The following is a 16452-nucleotide window of genomic DNA, read 5'->3' on the forward strand; positions in this document are numbered from 1 at the left end:
CCTCGTCTCGGACCGGGCTCGTCGAGAGGCCCGGGCTGCTCCCACAACGAGCGGGCCTCACCCACGGCGAGGGCCCCGCCCCCGGCGATCCGAAGATCGCGGGGACGGGGCCCGTCGTCGTTCAGCGGGTCACTTACCGCCGGCGAGCTTCTCCCGCAGTGCGGCGAGCGCCTCGTCGGTGGCCAGCGTGCCGGCCGGCTCCTCGGCCTGCCGGCTCGGGGCCGGGCTGGACGAGGAGGTGGTGCCACCGCCGCCACCGGCAGCGGCCGGGACGACCGGAGTCGGGTTGGCAGCGGCCTCGGCGTCGGCAGCCCGAGAGGTCTGCACCTGCTTGGTGTGGGCCTCCCAGCGCAGACGAGCCTCGGCGTACTGGTTCTCCCAGGTCTCGCGCTGCTTGTCGTACCCCTCGAGCCACTCGCCCGTCTCCGGGTCGAAGCCCTCCGGGTAGATGTAGTTGCCCTCGGTGTCGTACGTCGCGGCCATGCCGTAGAGGGTCGGGTCGAAGTGCTCCTCGCCCTCGACGAAGCCCTCGTTGGCCTGCTTGAGCGACAGCGAGATCCGGCGGCGCTCCAGGTCGATGTCGATGACCTTGACCATGACCTCGGAGCCAACCTGGACGACCTGCTCCGGGATCTCCACGTGGCGCTCGGCCAGCTCGGAGATGTGGACCAGGCCCTCGATGCCGTCGTCCACGCGGACGAACGCACCGAACGGAACCAGCTTGGTGACCTTACCCGGCACGATCTGCTGGATCGCGTGGGTGCGGGCGAACTGCCGCCACGGGTCTTCCTGGGTCGCCTTCAGCGACAGCGAGACCCGCTCGCGGTCCAGGTCGACGTCCAGGACCTCGACCTCGACCTCCTGGCCGACCTCGACAACCTCGGACGGGTGGTCGATGTGCTTCCAGGACAGCTCGGAGACGTGCACCAGACCGTCGACGCCGCCAAGGTCCACGAAGGCGCCGAAGTTGACGATCGAGGACACGACGCCCTTGCGGACCTGGCCCTTCTGCAGCTTGTTGAGGAACTCGGTGCGCACCTCGGACTGCGTCTGCTCCAGCCAGGCCCGGCGGGACAGGACCACGTTGTTGCGGTTCTTGTCCAGCTCGATGATCTTGGCCTCGAGCTCACGCCCGACGTACGGCTGCAGGTCGCGCACACGACGCATCTCGACCAGGGACGCGGGCAGGAAGCCCCGCAGCCCGATGTCGAGGATGAGGCCGCCCTTGACCACCTCGATGACCGAACCGCGGACGACGCCGTCCTCGTCCTTGATCTTCTCGATCGTGCCCCAGGCCCGCTCGTACTGTGCCCGCTTCTTGGAGAGGATCAGACGACCCTCCTTGTCCTCCTTCTGGAGGACCAGGGCCTCGATGTGGTCGCCAACCGTCACAACCTCGGCGGGGTCCACGTCGTGCTTGATCGACAACTCCCGAGAGGGGATGACACCCTCGGTCTTGTAGCCGATGTCGAGCAGGACCTCGTCCCGATCGACCTTGACGACGGTTCCTTCGACAATGTCGCCGTCGTTGAAGTACTTGATGGTCTCGTCGATCGCGGCGAGGAATGCCTCCTCGGAACCGAGATCGTCGTGGGTGACCCGGGTGGCGCTCGAGGGGGCCTCGATGCTGCTCGTCATGTGGGCGGTTGCTCCGGTCGGTGGGTTGTCACAGCAGGCTGGTGTCGCAGTGACCTGTTCGCGCCAGCGGATCCGCCGCCGGGCACACCGAACGATCGCCTAGTGAGATCATGATGTGGCTCCGACGACCGCGTACCTGCTCCCTGCCGAGGCAACGCGATCCGCGAGCGCATCGTCTAGCCTACCGTGCGCATTACCACAGCGTGCAAGCCCTCCCGGCTTCTCTCCGTGCGGTGACCTGCGAAAGGCGAACAATCGCCCGTAAACGGCCTCTCCTGTCTCCTGCGTCACAACAGCCCCAGCCGTCGCATCATCCAGCGGACATGTGCTCCGCGTGATCGACCCGGTTTCTGAACATCGGCGTGTCCCACCGGCCCGGACACCGCGACTTCACCGAAACCGAGTCGATCAGGCGTCACCGCGCGAGGAGTCGCAGGATCTCGGACGCGCCGCCGTACCGAACGGGGCGATGGGGCCTAGCGTGAGCGCCGTGGATGACGACAGCCGGGTCACCCGGCGCCGGGTGGGTGACGCCGAGGCCCGGCGGGCCAACCGCGGCTGGTGGGACACCGACGCCGACGACTACCAGGCCGAGCACGGCGCGTTCCTCGGCGACGTGGACTTCGTCTGGTGTCCGGAAGGGCTGCGCGAGGCCGACGCCCGGCTGCTGGGCGACCTGTCCGGGCGGCGGGTGCTGGAGGTTGGTTGCGGCGCGGCGGCAGCTGCCCGCTGGCTCGCCACCCAGGGTGCCCGGCCGGTCGCCTTCGACCTGTCCGCCGGCATGTTGCGGCACGCCGCCAAGGCCGCCGACGACACCGGGGTACGCGTACCGCTGGTGCAGGCCGACGCCCTCGCCCTGCCGTTCGCGGACCGGTCGTTCGACCTCGCCTGCACCGCGTTCGGGGCGATCCCGTTCGTGGACGACTCGGCGGCCCTGCACGCCGAGGTGCACCGGGTGCTGCGCCCCGAGGGGCGGTGGGTGTTCTCGGTGACCCACCCGATGCGCTGGATCTTCCTCGACGACCCGGGTGAGGGCGGGTTGACGGCCGTCCACTCGTACTTCGACCGCTCCCCCTACGTGGAGCAGGACGAGTCCGGCGTGGCCACCTACGTCGAGCAGCACCGCACCCTGGGCGACCGGATCCGTGAGCTGGTCGGCGCCGGGTTCCGACTGCTGGACTTGGTGGAGCCGGAGTGGCCGGAGGGGCACGAGGGGATCTGGGGGCAGTGGAGCCCGCTGCGCGGTCGGCTCTTCCCCGGTACCGCCATCTTCGTCACTGAGAAGCCCGCGGAGTGAGCGCGTCGCACCCGCAGTCCGCCCTACGTCGCAGCGACCGCCGATAGGCTCGTCCCATGAGCGCCGAGCCCATCCGGACATCACCTGGCCCCTGGTGTCCGGACCCGATGCGGCAGCAGCGTGCCGACTACACGCTGGAGGACCTGCTCACCCTGCCGGACGACGCCCCCCGTGTCGAACTCGTCGACGGAGTCATCCAGGTGACGCCCTCCCCCACCCTGGGCCATCAAGACATCTCGTTACTGCTTGCGCACTGGCTGCTGCAACATGTGCCGGCCGACCTCCGGGTCGTGCAGGCCGTCGGAGTCGGGCTGAGTTCGAACACCAGCCGACAGCCCGACGTTCTGCTGCGGCGGGCCGGCGGGTCTTCCTCCCGATCCTCGCTGCGTCCGGCGGACGTGGTCCTCGCCGTGGAGATCGTCTCGCCCGGTACGCGACGGATCGACAGGTTCGCTAAGCCCGGCGAGTACGCCGCCGCCGGCATTCCGTTCTACTGGCGCATCGAGCAGGACCCGGTGCACGTCTACGCGTATCGGATCGGCGACCGGGTGGGTCCCGGCGGTGAGCGGCAGTACGAGCTGGTCGCCGACGGCGCCGACGTGATCGAGCTGGCCGAGCCGTTCGACATCAAGCTGCCGATCGCCGAGATCACCCCGTAGCGCCTCGCCGGAACGGCCGTTTCGCCGTCCCGGTGTCGGGTAGCCGAGGAGCATGGCCGAGCAGCGATTCCGCAGAGGCGACCAGGTTTCCTGGTCGGCCCACGGCAGCCGCGCGTACGGCGTGGTGCAGGAAAGGATCACCGAGCGGACGCGGATCAGTGGGCGAGCCGTGAACGCGGCCCCCGATGACCCGCAGTACCGGGTCCGCAGTGACGGAACGGGCCGCGACGTGGCCCACCGGCCTGAGGCGCTGCGTCATGAGCAAGGCTGACGACCCGGGCCGGGACACCTACCGGGAGTTCACCGAGGCGGTGAACATGAAGCCCGGCGAGCTGTCCACGTGGCTCGAAACCGACGAGTCGAAGCAGGTCGGCTGGCACAAGGGCGGCCGTTCCGGTGGCGGCGAGTCCGTCGGCCACGAGTCCGGCCGGAAGATCATCAACCTGTTGCGTCGTAAACGCGGCGACCTGTCCGAGGGCGACTACAAGCACATGCGCAAGGTGGTCGGCTACGTCCGACGGCACATGGCGCAACGCCCGTCCGGCAATGTCCGCGACACCAAGTGGCGCTGGTCCCTGATGAACTGGGGCCACGACCCCCTGAAGTAGCCCGCGAGCACGCCTGAACCACGTCACTCCACAGCAAGATCCGCACAACTTCGGCGAAGTTGGTGCCTCAGAACCCCGCGACCCAGCACTTTCCCCGAAGTTGCGCGGATCTTGGGCCGCGTCGGCGCACGGAAGCGGACGCGGCGTGGCGTGGCGTGGCGCGGACCTTGCGATCAAGACGGCGGCGCCCATCGGCGCGCACGACGTGGACCTGGCGACCCGGCGTCAGCAGACGGCGACGAAAGCAGCGCAGACCTGGCGATCAAGGGCGCTTTCCACCACGCCGAGCTGGACCGACAGCAGAGACCTCGTCGGGGTTCCGGGGCAGCCCGACCCGCGCAGGGATCAAGCCTGACCGCCCGGAGCGGGTCGGGCTGCCCCGGAACCCCCAACCGCGACCGACCCAGGAACCCCGACCGCGACGAAGCCCGAAGCCCAACCGCGACCGCCAAAAGGCTCAGTGGTCAGCGCTGTTCCAGTCCCGCCCCTCGCCCACGGACACCTCCAACGGCACCGACAGCGGGTACGCCCCGCCCATCTCGTGCCGGACCAGCGCCTCCAGAGCCTCCCGCTCACCGGGGGCCACCTCGAAGACCAACTCGTCGTGCACCTGCAGCAGCATCCGCGAGCGCAGCCCGGCCTCGCGCAGCGCGGTGTCGACGTGCAGCATCGCCACCTTGATGATGTCAGCCGCGGAACCCTGGATCGGGGCGTTGAGCGCCATCCGCTCGGCGATGTCGCGGCGCTGCCGGTTGTCGCTGACCAGGTCGGGCAGGTAGCGGCGGCGACCCAGGATGGTGGAGGTGTAGCCGTCCTGACGGGCCCGGGCGACCACCTGGTGCAGGTAGTCGCGCACCCCGCCGAACCCGGCGAAGTAGTTTTCCATCAGCCCGCGCGCTTCTTCGGTGTTGATCCCGAGCTGCTGGGACAGGCCGAAGGCGCTCAGCCCGTACGCCAGGCCGTAGTTCATGGCCTTGATCTTGCGGCGTTGGTCGGGGGTGACCTGGTCGAGGGGCACCCCGAAGACCGACGAGGCGGTGGCTGCGTGGAAGTCGGCGCCGGAGTTGAAGGCGTCGATCAGCGCGTCGTCCGACGACAGGTGCGCCATGATGCGCATCTCGATCTGGCTGTAGTCGGCGGTGAGCAGGCACTCGTAGCCCTCTCCCACCACGAAGGCCCGGCGGATCCGCCGGCCCTCTTCGGTGCGGATCGGGATGTTCTGCAGGTTGGGCTCGGTGGACGAGAGTCGACCGGTGGCCGCCACCGTCTGGTTGAAGGTGGTGTGGATCCGGCCGTCGTCGGAGACCGACTTGAGCAGACCGTCCACTGTCGACTTGAGCTTGGCGACGTCGCGGTGGCGCAGCAGGTGGGCCAGCACGGGGTGCGGCTGCTGCGCGTAGAGCCACTGCAGGGCGTCGGCGTCGGTGGTGTAACCCGTCTTGATCTTCTTGGTCTTCGGCAGGCCCAGCTCGGTGAAGAGGATCTCCTGCAACTGCTTGGGCGAGCCGAGGTTGAACTCCCGGCCCACCGCCTCGTACGCGCCCTGAGCGGCGGCCTTCACCTCGGCGGCGAAGTGCGCCTCCAACTCGGACAGATAGTGCGTGTCGGCGGCGATGCCGGTGCTCTCCATGCCGGCCAGCACCCGCATCAGCGGCAGCTCGACCCCGGCCATCAGGCGGGCGGACTGCTCGCCGTCGCGAGACAGCTCAGCGTCGATCGCGTCGGCCAGGTCGAGGGTGGCCCGGGCCTGGAGCATCAGGTTCTGCTCGACCACACCCTCGTCGCCCAGCCCGTCGAGGGTGAGCTGGCCGGACTCCGGGACGTCGACGCGCAGCTCCCGGTGCAGGTAGCGCAGCGCCAGGTCGGTCAGGTCGTAGGACCGCTGGTCGGGGCGGGCCAGGTACGCGGCGATCTGGGTGTCCCGGACGATGCCGGCGAGCTGCCAGCCGTGCGCGGCGCAGGCCAGCACGGCCGGCTTGCTGTCGTGCAGCACCTTGGGGCGCTGCTCGTCGGCCAACCAGCTGGCCAGGGCGCCCTCGTCGGTCGGGTCGAGCGTTGCCGGGTCGACCCAGGCCGCCGCACCGCCGGCGGTGGCCAGCGCGAGACCGGTGATCGAGGCGGTGTGCCGGCGGTTGGGGCCGGTGTCGAGCTTGACCGCCAAACCGACGGGGGTGCCGGTCGGCGCATGCGTGGTCAGCCAGCCGGCCAGCGTGCCGGGCTCGGTGAGCACCTCGCCGGTGAGGTCGAACCCGGACTCGGCCTCCGGCTCGACCGCCTCCAGGTACTGGTAGAGGCGGTCGCGCAGGATGCGGAACTCCAGGGTGTCGAAGACCTGGTGCACGGCCTCCCGGTCCCAACCGGTCCACCGGGCGTCCTCCGGGCGCAGCGGCAGCTCCAGGTCGGAGACCAGGCAGTTGATCTCGTAGTTGCGGATCACGTCGGCGAGCCGCTCGCGAAGGCTGTCGCCGGCCTTGCCCTTGATCTCGTCGGCGCGGGCGATAACGCCCTCCACGCCGCCGTACGTGATGATCCACTTGGCTGCGGTCTTCGGGCCGACGCCGGGGATGCCGGGCAGGTTGTCGCTGGTCTCGCCGACGAGCGCGGCGAGGTCCCGGTACTGCTGTGGCGGAACGCCGTACTTCGCCTCGATCGCCGCCGGGTCCATCCGGGCCAGGTCGGAGACGCCCTTGCGCGGGTAGAGGACGGTGATCTGGTCGTCGACCAACTGGAACGCGTCCCGGTCGCCGCTGCTGATCAGCACCGTCATGCCCTGGTCGCGGGCCTGGCAGGCGAGCGTGGCGATCACGTCGTCGGCCTCGAAGCCCTCCTTTTCCACCACTGGGATCTGGAGCGCGGCCAGGACCTCCTTGACCAGGCTGACCTGCCCCTTGAAGTCGGTCGGGGTCTCGCTGCGGCCGGCCTTGTACTCCGCGTACTTGTCGGTGCGGAAGGAATGGCGGGAGACGTCGAAGGCGACGACGATGTGGGTGGGCTGCTCGTCGCGCAGGACGTTGATCAGCATCGAGGTGAAGCCGTAGACCGCGTTGGTCGGCTGACCCGTCGTGGTGGAGAAGTTTTCCACAGGCAGGGCGAAGAAAGCCCTGTATGCCATGGAATGTCCGTCGACGAGGAGCAGGCGCGGCGTCGTAGCTGTCACGGCAGCGACTCTAGCCCGTCGCACCGACATCCCTGGCCGGCGGCACCGGGTGACACGACGCCGAAACGGCGTCCGCCCCGAACGCCGACGGCCGGCCACCCCGTGCAGGGGTGACCGGCCGTCGCTCGGTTGGCTCAGGCCACGCCGAGGTACGCCTCCTTGACCGACGGATCGTGCAGCAGGTCCTGACCGGACCCCTCCTTCACGATCTGACCGGTCTCCAGCACGTAGCCGCGGTGTGCCCGCGACAACGCCTGCTGGGCGTTCTGCTCCACCAGCAGGATGGTGGTGCCCTGCTGGTTGATCTCCGTGATGATGTCGAAGATCTGCCGGATCACCAGCGGGGCCAGACCCATCGACGGCTCGTCGAGCAGCAGCAGCTTCGGACGGCTCATCAACGCCCGGCCGACCGCGAGCATCTGCTGCTCGCCGCCGGAGAGCGTGCCGCCGGCCTGCTTGCGCCGCTCGGCCAGCCGCGGGAAGAGGGTCAGCACCCGCTCCAGGTCGGCGGCGATGCCGGCGGAGTCCCGCCGGGTGTACGCCCCCATGTCCAGGTTCTCCATCACCGTCATACCCGGGAAGATCTGCCGCCCCTCCGGCGACTGACACAGCCCCCGGACCACCCGCAGGTCGGCCCGGAGCTTGCTGATGTCCTCACCATTGAAGGTGATCTTCCCGTTGGCGAGCGACCGGGTCCCGGAGATGGCCCGCATCGTGGTGGTCTTACCGGCGCCGTTCGCGCCGATCAGGGCCACCACCTCACCCTCGTTCACGGTGAGGCTGATGCCGTGCAGCGCCTCGATCCGGCCGTACGCGACGGCGACGTTCTCGAGCTCAAGCAGCGTCATCGGCTGGCTCCCCCAGGTATGCGGCGATCACCTTCGGATCGCGGCTGACCTCCGCGGGCGCACCCTCGGCGATCTTGCGGCCGAACTCCAGCACCACGATCCGGTCGGTGACACCCATGACCAGCCGCATGTCGTGCTCGATGAGCAGCACGGTCAGGCCCATGTCACGGATGTTGCGGATCAGGGTGAGGAGCTCCTCCTTCTCCGCCGGGTTGAAGCCGGCAGCCGGCTCGTCCAGGCAGATCAGCTTCGGCTCGGTGGCCAGCGCGCGGGCGATCTCCAACCGGCGCTGGTAGCCGTACGGCAGGTTGCGTGCCTCGTCGTTGGCCCGGTCGGCGATGCCGACGAAGCGCAACAGCTCGAGCGCCTTGGCCTCGGCGGCCCGCTCCTCGAGGATGTGCCGGGACAACCCGAACGTCTTGGCGAACGTCCGGCGAATCTCCTGCCACGACCGCTGGATGCCCGACTCGGCGGTGACCTGCGGCAACTCGTGCTGCTTCGGCCTGCGCCGAGGCAACCGGAAGAGCGCCCCGGGCACGCTGGTCTTGTGCCGGGAGTCGGTGCCGACCATGACGTTCTCCAGCGCCGTCATCTCCGGGAAGAGACGGATGTTCTGGAACGTCCGGGAGATGCCCAGCTGGCTGATCTGGTGCGGCTTGCGGCCGGTCACCTGCTGGCCCTGGAACCGTACCGCTCCGGAGGTCGGCTTGTAGACCCCCGTCATCACGTTGAAGCTGGTGGTCTTGCCGGCGCCGTTGGGCCCGATGAGACCGAGGATCTCGCCCTCGTAGATCTTGAAATTGATCTTGTCGAGGGCCACCACGCCGCCGAAGCGGAGCGTGACGTCGTCGACTTCGAGCAGTACCGACCGGGGCCCCGGCTGGGCCGGGATCTTCGGCGCGGACGTGCTGGTGGTCTGGTCAGACATGAGCAGGCGCCTCCTCTGCCTCGGCCGCGCGGTCCTTCAACTCACGGGCCCGCCGCCGGCTGGGGATCAGGCCCTGCGGACGCAGGATCATCACCAGCACCATGGCCAACCCGAAGACCAGCCACCGGTAGTCGGCGAAGTCGCGGAACCGCTCCGGCAGGTACGCCAGCAGGACCGCGCCGAGCGAGACGCCGATCATGTTGCCGGAACCGCCGACCACGACCATGGCGACGAAGAGGATCGAGAGGTTCGCGTTGAACTGGGTCGGGTCGATGAACGCGTTACGGCTGCCGAAGAGGAAGCCCGACAGGCCACCGAGCGCCGCGCCCATGGCGAACGCCCACAGCTTGAACTTGAACGGGTACACGCCCATCACCGCGGCGGCGTCCTCGTCCTCGCGGACCGCGAGCCAGGCGCGACCGACCCGGCTGTGCTCCAGCCGGCGAACCAGGATCACCATCAGCAGGACGAAGGTGATCGCCAGCCAGTACCAGGGCTTCGCGTCGATCAGACCGAAGACCTTGTTGTCCGCCGACGGCGGACCCTCCGGACCCGGAATGGCCGAGATACCGACCGGACCGTTGGTGACGCCGGTGGCGTTGCGGGCGACGATGCGGATGATCTCACCGAAGCCGAGCGTCACGATGGCCAGGTAGTCACCGCGCAACCGAAGCGTCGGCCAACCCAGCAGCACACCGGAGATCATCGTCAGCACGATCGCGAGCAGGAGACAGATCCCCCAGGTCACCGCCCAGGTCGGCGGCAGGTTGAACTCCTGCTGGATCCACTTGACGACCGGCGAGTTCACCGAGCCGAAGAGCGCCACGCTGTACGCGCCGATGGCGAAGAAGCCGATGTAGCCGAGGTCGAGCAGGCCGGCGAGGCCGACCACCACGTTCAGACCGATCGCGACAAGCACATAGATGGCGCAGATGAAGAGCACACCCGCCCAGTTGTTGCCGCCCTCGATCGAGTCGGTACGCAGGTTGTTCAGACCGGGGATCATGAGACCGCCGGGCAGCTTGCCCAGGTACGGCAGGTGGTAGACGAAGACGAGCAGAGCCACCACACCGATGGCCTTCTGCCACTTCGGCAGGGCCTGCCAACGGTCGCTGACCGAGGTCAACAAACCGACCCGGCGGCGGTCTGCGGAGCGAATCTTGTCGATCATGCGCGGGCCCTCCCGAGCGACTCACCCAACAGGCCGGTGGGCCGGAACATCAGCACCACGATCAGCACCACGAAGGCGATGACGTCCTCCCAGTTGGACGCGAAGAGCGTCGCGCCGTAGACCTCGACGATGCCGAGGAAGAGGCCACCCAGCAGCGCACCGCGCAGGTTGCCGATGCCGCCGAGCACCGCTGCGGTGAACGCCTTCAGGCCGAGCACGAAGCCGATGCTGTTCTGCGTGAAGCCGAACCGCATGCTCCACAACAGCGCGGCGGCGCCGGCCATGATGCCTCCGAGCACGAAGATCAGCATGATCACGCGCTCCTGGTTGACGCCCATCAGCGCGGCGGTTTCCGGGTTCTGGGCCACGGCCCGCACACCCCGGCCGTACCGGGTGCGGTTGATGAACCAGTCCAGCAGCGCCATCATGGCCACGGCCGAGACGAAGACGATGAGCTGGATGTTCGTGATCGCCGTGTTGCCGATGGTGAACAGGGTCTCCTGCTGGATGATCGTCGGCATACCGACGATCTGCCGGGGTCGGCCGAACACATCCGGCAACGCGCCACCAAGCAGTTTGGGCAGGACCTGCCCGAACAGCTCCACGAAGACCAGCGACAGGCCGATCGCGGTGATCAGGAAGATCAGCGGCGGCGCGTTCTTGCGTCGCAACGGCCGGTACGCGATCCGTTCGAGCGCCAGGGCCGTGCCGCCGGAGGCGACCGCCGCGACGACCAGACCGAGCACCAGTAACAGGATCGCCTGGCCGATAGGCGGGTTATTTTGCACTCCGAGCTGGTTCCAGACGATCAGCACCGCGAAGGTACCGACCATGAACACCTCGGAGTGCGCGAAGTTGATCAGGCGAAGGACGCCGTAGACGAGGGTGTAGCCGAGGGCGATCAGGGCGTAGATCGCACCCTTGGACAGGCCGTCGACCGTGTGCTGGCCGAGATGGCCGATCAGTTCATCGAAATGCACCGGGGGTCTCCTTGAATCGAGTGCGGCCGGGGTGAAACACCCCGGCCGCACTCCATTGCGTGGGGCGTCAGCTGAGCTTGAGCTCCTGCAGCGCTTCGATGGCCTCGCCCTTGATCTGGTAGGCCCAGATGACGACCTTCGACGGGTCGACGTCACCCTTGGAGTCGAACTTGATGTACTTCGACACACCCTGCTTGTCGTACGACTTCACGAACGCCAGGATGTCCGGCCGGGTCTTCTTGCCAGCCTTGAAGGCGTCCAGGTAGATGGTGGCGCCGTCGAAGCCTTCCGCACCGTAGGAGCCCGGCGGGATGCCGAACTTCTTCTGGTAGTCGGCGGAGAAGGTGCCGCCGGCCTTGTCGGCCGGGAGGCACGGGCAGGTGATGATCGCGCCCTCGGCACCGCCGGAGGCACCCTTCGGGAACGCCGTGTCGTAGAGACCGTCCGGACCGACGAACTTGGCGTTGACGCCAGCGGCACGCATCTGCTTCACCAGCGGGGCGGCCTCACGGGTGTAGCCGCCGTAGAAGACGAAGTCAGCCTGCGAAGACTTGATCTTCGAGACGGTGGCGTCGAACTGCGTCTGCCGCTCCTGGATCTTGTCCTTGTTCACGACCAGCGGGCCGAGCTGCTTGCCCAGCTCGTCGGTGATACCGGCGCCGTAGGCGCTGGCGTCATCGACCATGAAGACCTTCTGCGCGTTCTGGGTCTTCAGGTAGCTCGCCACCGCACCGGCCTGCGTGCCGTCGTTGCCGACCACGCGGTAGAAGGACTTGTTGCCCTTCTGGGTCAGGTCGGTCCGGGTCGCCGACGGGCTGACCATCGCCAGGCCAGCGGCCTGGTAGATCGGCATCGTCGCGTCCGACTCACCGGAGAAGTGACCACCGATGACACCGAGGAACGAGTTGTCCCCCGCGATCTGGTTCGCGAACGGGGTCGCCACCGCGGGGTCACCCTGGGTGTCGAACTCCTGCATGGTGACCTTGCAGTCCGCGTTCGCCGCGTTGAACTGCTCCACGGCGAGCTTCGCGCCGTTCAGCGACGGGATCACCAGACCCGCGTTGTCACCCGTGAACGCGCCGAAGATCGCGATCTTGCCACCGCAGTCACCGGACGCGGTTCCACCCTCGCTGCCACCCGAATCCTGGCAACCAGCCGCGACCACCAGGGTCGCGGCGAGCGCAACGGTGCCCAGCGCCCGTACATAGCTTCGCCTCACGGCTTCAGACCTCCTCCAGATGCGGACGCGGCTGACCCGTTGCGACGGCGACAGCAGCAGACCGCAATTCCACCCACCCCGCAGGGACTGCCCCTGCGTTACGGCTCGTGATGGCGGAGCGTACCGACACCGCATACCGTCCCGGAAGACCTGAACGCTGGGTCTGCGAAACCGTTACGAAGACGTGGGCAATCATGTCGATGTCCGTAACAGGTGAATCCGCCGGACGGTCCTTAAATCCACGGCGGGTCGCAGTCCGTCCGCACCCGCCCGGACCGGGCACTGCTGCCGAAAAGGCCGATTGACCTGCTGAAACGCCTCAGCGGGACCACAACCGGACCCATGCACCACGTGAACGTCGGCGTTCAGACGCCCACACCGGCCGCCCACCACAGCCCGGCCCGCGTCCCGTCGTCGGCCGCCAACCACCACCGGTCACCCACCGCCACCAGCGTCACGTCCCGATCAACGCCGGCCGGCACATCGAGCGGCGCCGTGACCTCCCGCCACGACCCGCCCCGGTCCGACGACACCCACACCGAGTGCCGCGCCCCGTCCGTCACCGCGGCGAACAACCGATCCCCGGACGACACCAGCGACGTCACACTCTGCACCCCGGCCCCGGCCCGCCGCCCGAACGTCCCGGCGGACACCCAACTCTCCGCCTCCTGCCGCCAGGCGCCGAACACCGCCCCACGCAGACCGACCGCCACCGCCACCCCGCCGACCAGCACCACCCGCTGCAACTCCTCGTACTCCGAACCGCCCGGCAGCACGGTGCGCCGCCACGACCGCCCGTCCGGTGACGACCAGACCGCCGGGTCACGGTCGATCCGGCCGGCTGGCAGAAGGCCGCCCACCGCCAACCAGCCCGACGACGTCGCCACCGAGTCGAACGCCCAGGTCACCCCCACCGCGTCACTCGCCAGCTCCGGCGCACCCTCGACCAGCGCGAACTCCGCCGCGTCCGGCGACGACACCCAGGAGGCCGCGCCCGCCGAACGGTTACCGACGATCAACCAGCCCTGCGCACCCGCCGTCAGGCGGGAAACGTTCACCGCCGTCGGCCCGCCGTACGTCTCGAACGACGCCTGCACCTCGACCAGCGCACCGTCAGCCACCTGCCGCCAGGTGCTCACCCGCGGGTAGCCGTGCGCGCCACCGACCTTCGCGCCGATCAGCGCCGCCTTCCCGTCCCGGCAGGCCACGGACAGGAACACGTTCTGCCGACCGTAGAAGGACTCCGCGCGAACCGGCAGCAGCGTCCAGGTCGTACCGTCCACACTGGTCCAGGCCGCCGGACGTGTGCCGCCCTCGGCATCGACGACGCCACCGACCACGAACCACCGATTCGCGCACGACGCCGCGTCACGTATCAGAGGACGCCCCGCACCGCCCGGCGGCGCCGGCAGCGTCAGCGGCTGCCAAGCTGGCCGCAACGCCGGCGCGGCGGGCGTCGCCGACCCCGCGCCGTCGGGCGCGGCCGACCCGTCGCACCCGGCAAGCACCAGCGTAAAGAGGCCGAACACCGCGATCACCCGTCGGACGGACATCCGCCGATGCTAACCACCGGAGGCCGCTCACGGCGGCCCACACGGCCCGTTGTCGCGCGGAGCGCTCAGACGGTCGGCTGCTGCGACACCTCGCCGCCGGCGGTCTCCGCGAGGATCCGCTCGGCGACCTCCTTCATGGTCATCCGGTGGTCCATCGCCGTGCGCTGGATCCACTTGAACGCCTGCGGCTCGGTCATGCCGTACGTGGTCATCAGCGCGCCCTTGGCGCGCTCCACCGCCTTGCGGATCTCCAGACGGTCGGTCAGGCTCGCGACCTCGGCCTCCAGGGCCGCGACCTCCGAGTAGCGCGACAGCGCGATCTCCACCGCCGGGACCAGGTCACTCTTCTGGAAGGGCTTCACGAGGTACGCCATCGCGCCCGCCGCCCGCGCCCGCTCCACCAGATCACGCTGGCTGAACGCGGTCAGGATGATCACCGGGGCGATCCGGGCACCGGCGATGCGCTCGGCGGCAGCCAGGCCATCCATGATCGGCATCTTGATGTCGAGGATGACCAGGTCGGGCTTCAACTCCTCGGCGAGGCGAACGGCGGTCTCGCCGTCGCCGGCCTCCCCCACCACCTCGTAACCCTCTTCGACCAGCATCTCGGCGAGGTCCAGCCGGATCAGCGCCTCGTCCTCGGCGATCAGTACGCGCCTGCGCTCGGTATCCGTCGGCATCTCAGCCACCAGCCCTACCCCCACCAGTTCGAACGCGTCACCCGCCCAGCCGGGTGTCACCGCCCTCAGCGTAGTGGGTATCCTGTCAGTGCTGAATCAGGGAAGCGCCCTCGTAGCCCAACTGGCAGCAGGCAATGGTCTCAAACTCCATACAGTGTGGGTTCGAATCCCACCGAGGGCACCAAAATTTGTCGTACGGGTGTTCGAGAATCTTCTCGTGCATCCACCCGAGATACGTGCCCGTGCGCGACAGCTCTTCCTCGCTGGCGGCACGGTTGCCGACACCGCTCGTGCGGTCGGCTTGCCCTATCGGACTGTCTGGCACTGGTGCAACGACCGACCAGAGACGAAGTTCCAGGGCACCCAACACCGGTGTTTTCGCTGCCGTGACGGTGTCGACAGTCCGACAGACCCGCAGGCCTATGCCTATCTGCTCGGTCTCTACCTCGGCGATGGCCACCTGGTGACGACGGCACGCGTGCCGGTGTTGCGCATCTACTGCTCCGACGCATGGCCGGGGCTCATCGAGGCGTGTGACGTCGCCATGCGGGCCGTGCTCGCGTCGAAGGTGCAACGGGTCCAGAAACAGGGTTGCGTCGGGGTGCAGAGTTACGGCGTCCACTGGCCGTGCCTGTTGCCGCAGCACGGCCCAGGTAAGAAGCACGAGCGCCCGATCGTCCTGGCCGACTGGCAGCGACCGATTCTGGAAAACCACCCCGGTGACTTCCTGCGCGGCCTGTTCCACTCCGACGGCTGCCGCGTCGCCAACCGGGTGACAGTGCGCGGCAGGGCGTACGTCTACCCGCGGTACATGTTCGTCAACGAGTCGACGGACATCATGGAGCTGTGCCAGTGGGGCCTCGACCTGCTCGGCATCGACTGGCGGATGAACCGGCGCAACTCGCTCTCGGTGGCGCGACGGGGCGCGGTCGCCGTGTTGGACCGGCACGTGGGCCCGAAGTCCTGACCGCCGCCGGCGCGGGTCGTGTCGATCGTGGGAGCCTGGCTGACGCGCGGGCGGGTGGCCGGTGACGGGGTCGACGACAGGGGTGGGAACTGATGCGGGTGGTCATCTTCGGTGCGACCGGCATGGTCGGCCAGGGCGTGTTGCGGGAGTGCCTGCTCGCCGACGACGTGCGGGAGGTGCTGACTGTCGGTCGCCGGTCGACCGGTCGGCAGGACCCGAAGCTGCGGGAGCTCACGGTCGCGGACGTGGGTGAGTTGGCTTCGGTGCGCGCCGAGTTGACCGGTGTGGACGCGTGTTTCTACTGCCTGGGCGTGTCCTCTCTGGGTCTGGACGAGGCGGCGTACACGCGGGTGAGCTACGACTACCCGCTCGCGGCGGCACGGTTGTTGGCGGAGGTGAGCCCGCAGGTCACGTTCGTCTACGTGTCGGGCCAGGGCACCGATTCGTCGGGTCGGGGTCGGGTGATGTGGGCGCGGGTCAAGGGTCGGGCCGAGAACGCGATCATCGAGCTGCTGCCCAACGGCTACGCGGCGCGTCCCGGTTTCATCCAGCCGACCTACGGGGCGGTGTCGAAGACCCGGTTGTACCGGTTCGGGTACGCGGTCGCGCGGCCGCTCTTTCCGGTGTTGCGTCGGTTGCTGCCGAACCAGGTCACCACCACCGACGGGATCGGTCGGGCGATGCTGCGGGTGGCTCGGCAGGGCTCGCCGCGTCGGGTGTTGGGCAACCGCGAGCTGCGCTGACCGG

General features: G+C 68.7%; 14 protein-coding genes, 1 tRNA gene and 1 pseudogene. 7 read left to right on the top strand and 9 right to left on the bottom strand.

From position 1 onward, the window contains the following. Window positions 1–129 precede the first annotated feature (129 nt). Window positions 130–1638, bottom strand: coding sequence for a 30S ribosomal protein S1 (rpsA, locus tag GA0070619_RS18880; protein ID WP_030337999.1), 1509 nt, complete (start codon window positions 1636–1638; stop codon window positions 130–132). Between the two features lie 469 nt (window positions 1639–2107). Between rpsA and GA0070619_RS18885 the strand changes: the two genes are divergently transcribed. From GA0070619_RS18885 to GA0070619_RS18900, 4 genes and pseudogenes are all read left to right on the top strand, one after another. Next, on the top strand, window positions 2108–2935 hold the full coding sequence (locus GA0070619_RS18885; protein WP_088949285.1) for a class I SAM-dependent methyltransferase: 828 nt from the start codon (window positions 2108–2110) through the stop codon (window positions 2933–2935). A gap of 56 nt (window positions 2936–2991) precedes the next feature. Continuing rightward, complete coding sequence (locus GA0070619_RS18890; RefSeq protein ID WP_231927100.1) at window positions 2992–3594, top strand: Uma2 family endonuclease; 603 nt, start codon at window positions 2992–2994, stop codon at window positions 3592–3594. 52 nt (window positions 3595–3646) lie between these two features. Further along, window positions 3647–3865 carry a hypervirulence associated TUDOR domain-containing protein gene (locus GA0070619_RS18895; protein WP_088949287.1) on the top strand — a complete coding sequence of 73 codons (219 nt, stop codon included), beginning with the start codon at window positions 3647–3649 and terminating at the stop codon, window positions 3863–3865. Further along, window positions 3852–4199 (top strand): annotated as a pseudogene (locus GA0070619_RS18900) (DUF3140 domain-containing protein); the annotation flags it as partial. The gene GA0070619_RS18895 and the pseudogene GA0070619_RS18900, both read left to right, overlap by 14 nt. 460 nt (window positions 4200–4659) lie before the next feature. On the opposite strand, the gene polA reads toward GA0070619_RS18900, so the two are convergent. The 8 genes from polA to GA0070619_RS18945 all read right to left on the bottom strand — a co-directional run bounded on the left by polA (window position 4660) and on the right by GA0070619_RS18945 (window position 14747). Next, complete coding sequence (polA, locus tag GA0070619_RS18910; protein WP_088949290.1) at window positions 4660–7359, bottom strand: DNA polymerase I; 2700 nt, start codon at window positions 7357–7359, stop codon at window positions 4660–4662. A gap of 134 nt (window positions 7360–7493) precedes the next feature. After that, a complete protein-coding gene (locus tag GA0070619_RS18915) occupies window positions 7494–8207 on the bottom strand; it encodes an ABC transporter ATP-binding protein (protein WP_088949291.1) in 714 nt (237 codons plus the stop codon). Continuing rightward, window positions 8194–9135: an ABC transporter ATP-binding protein gene (locus GA0070619_RS18920; RefSeq protein WP_088949292.1), complete on the bottom strand. Its 942-nt coding sequence runs from the start codon at window positions 9133–9135 to the stop codon at window positions 8194–8196. Before GA0070619_RS18920 ends, GA0070619_RS18915 begins: the two co-directional genes overlap by 14 nt. Then, window positions 9128–10306: a branched-chain amino acid ABC transporter permease gene (locus GA0070619_RS18925; RefSeq protein WP_088949293.1), complete on the bottom strand. Its 1179-nt coding sequence runs from the start codon at window positions 10304–10306 to the stop codon at window positions 9128–9130. The genes GA0070619_RS18920 and GA0070619_RS18925 overlap by 8 nt, the downstream gene beginning before the upstream one ends. Beyond that, window positions 10303–11286 (bottom strand): branched-chain amino acid ABC transporter permease, encoded by a 984-nt coding sequence (locus tag GA0070619_RS18930; RefSeq protein ID WP_088949294.1) that lies wholly within the window; start codon window positions 11284–11286, stop codon window positions 10303–10305. The genes GA0070619_RS18925 and GA0070619_RS18930 overlap by 4 nt, the downstream gene beginning before the upstream one ends. Before the next feature lie 67 nt (window positions 11287–11353). Next, window positions 11354–12505: a branched-chain amino acid ABC transporter substrate-binding protein gene (locus GA0070619_RS18935; RefSeq protein ID WP_088949295.1), complete on the bottom strand. Its 1152-nt coding sequence runs from the start codon at window positions 12503–12505 to the stop codon at window positions 11354–11356. 365 nt (window positions 12506–12870) lie between these two features. Beyond that, window positions 12871–14058, bottom strand: coding sequence for a hypothetical protein (locus GA0070619_RS18940; RefSeq protein WP_088949296.1), 1188 nt, complete (start codon window positions 14056–14058; stop codon window positions 12871–12873). 65 nt (window positions 14059–14123) lie between these two features. Further along, the gene (locus tag GA0070619_RS18945; RefSeq protein WP_088951901.1) at window positions 14124–14747 is read right to left on the bottom strand and encodes an ANTAR domain-containing response regulator; all 624 of its coding nucleotides are present in this window, start codon (window positions 14745–14747) and stop codon (window positions 14124–14126) included. A gap of 97 nt (window positions 14748–14844) precedes the next feature. On the opposite strand from GA0070619_RS18945, the gene GA0070619_RS18950 reads away from it, so the two are divergent. The 3 genes from GA0070619_RS18950 (at window position 14845) to GA0070619_RS18960 (ending at window position 16448) form a co-directional block, all read left to right on the top strand. After that, a tRNA-Leu gene (locus tag GA0070619_RS18950) sits at window positions 14845–14922 on the top strand. A gap of 279 nt (window positions 14923–15201) precedes the next feature. After that, window positions 15202–15705 carry a hypothetical protein gene (locus tag GA0070619_RS18955; RefSeq protein ID WP_231927101.1) on the top strand — a complete coding sequence of 168 codons (504 nt, stop codon included), beginning with the start codon at window positions 15202–15204 and terminating at the stop codon, window positions 15703–15705. 92 nt (window positions 15706–15797) lie between these two features. Next, the gene (locus GA0070619_RS18960; RefSeq protein ID WP_088949297.1) at window positions 15798–16448 is read left to right on the top strand and encodes an NAD-dependent epimerase/dehydratase family protein; all 651 of its coding nucleotides are present in this window, start codon (window positions 15798–15800) and stop codon (window positions 16446–16448) included. Window positions 16449–16452: the final 4 nt, after the last annotated feature.

Source organism: Micromonospora zamorensis, from assembly GCF_900090275.1.
GTDB classification, from domain to species: domain Bacteria; phylum Actinomycetota; class Actinomycetes; order Mycobacteriales; family Micromonosporaceae; genus Micromonospora; species Micromonospora zamorensis.

Coding starts and splice junctions, on each gene's coding strand:
- GA0070619_RS18915 (WP_088949291.1), bottom strand. CDS start 8,207: ATGACGCTGCTTGAGCTCGAGAACGTCGCCGTCGCGTACGGCCGGATC.
- GA0070619_RS18960 (WP_088949297.1), top strand. CDS start 15,798: ATGCGGGTGGTCATCTTCGGTGCGACCGGCATGGTCGGCCAGGGCGTG.
- GA0070619_RS18940 (WP_088949296.1), bottom strand. CDS start 14,058: ATGTCCGTCCGACGGGTGATCGCGGTGTTCGGCCTCTTTACGCTGGTG.
- GA0070619_RS18895 (WP_088949287.1), top strand. CDS start 3,647: ATGGCCGAGCAGCGATTCCGCAGAGGCGACCAGGTTTCCTGGTCGGCC.
- GA0070619_RS18920 (WP_088949292.1), bottom strand. CDS start 9,135: ATGTCTGACCAGACCACCAGCACGTCCGCGCCGAAGATCCCGGCCCAG.
- GA0070619_RS18925 (WP_088949293.1), bottom strand. CDS start 10,306: ATGATCGACAAGATTCGCTCCGCAGACCGCCGCCGGGTCGGTTTGTTG.
- GA0070619_RS18885 (WP_088949285.1), top strand. CDS start 2,108: ATGGGGCCTAGCGTGAGCGCCGTGGATGACGACAGCCGGGTCACCCGG.
- GA0070619_RS18890 (WP_231927100.1), top strand. CDS start 2,992: ATGAGCGCCGAGCCCATCCGGACATCACCTGGCCCCTGGTGTCCGGAC.
- rpsA (WP_030337999.1), bottom strand. CDS start 1,638: ATGACGAGCAGCATCGAGGCCCCCTCGAGCGCCACCCGGGTCACCCAC.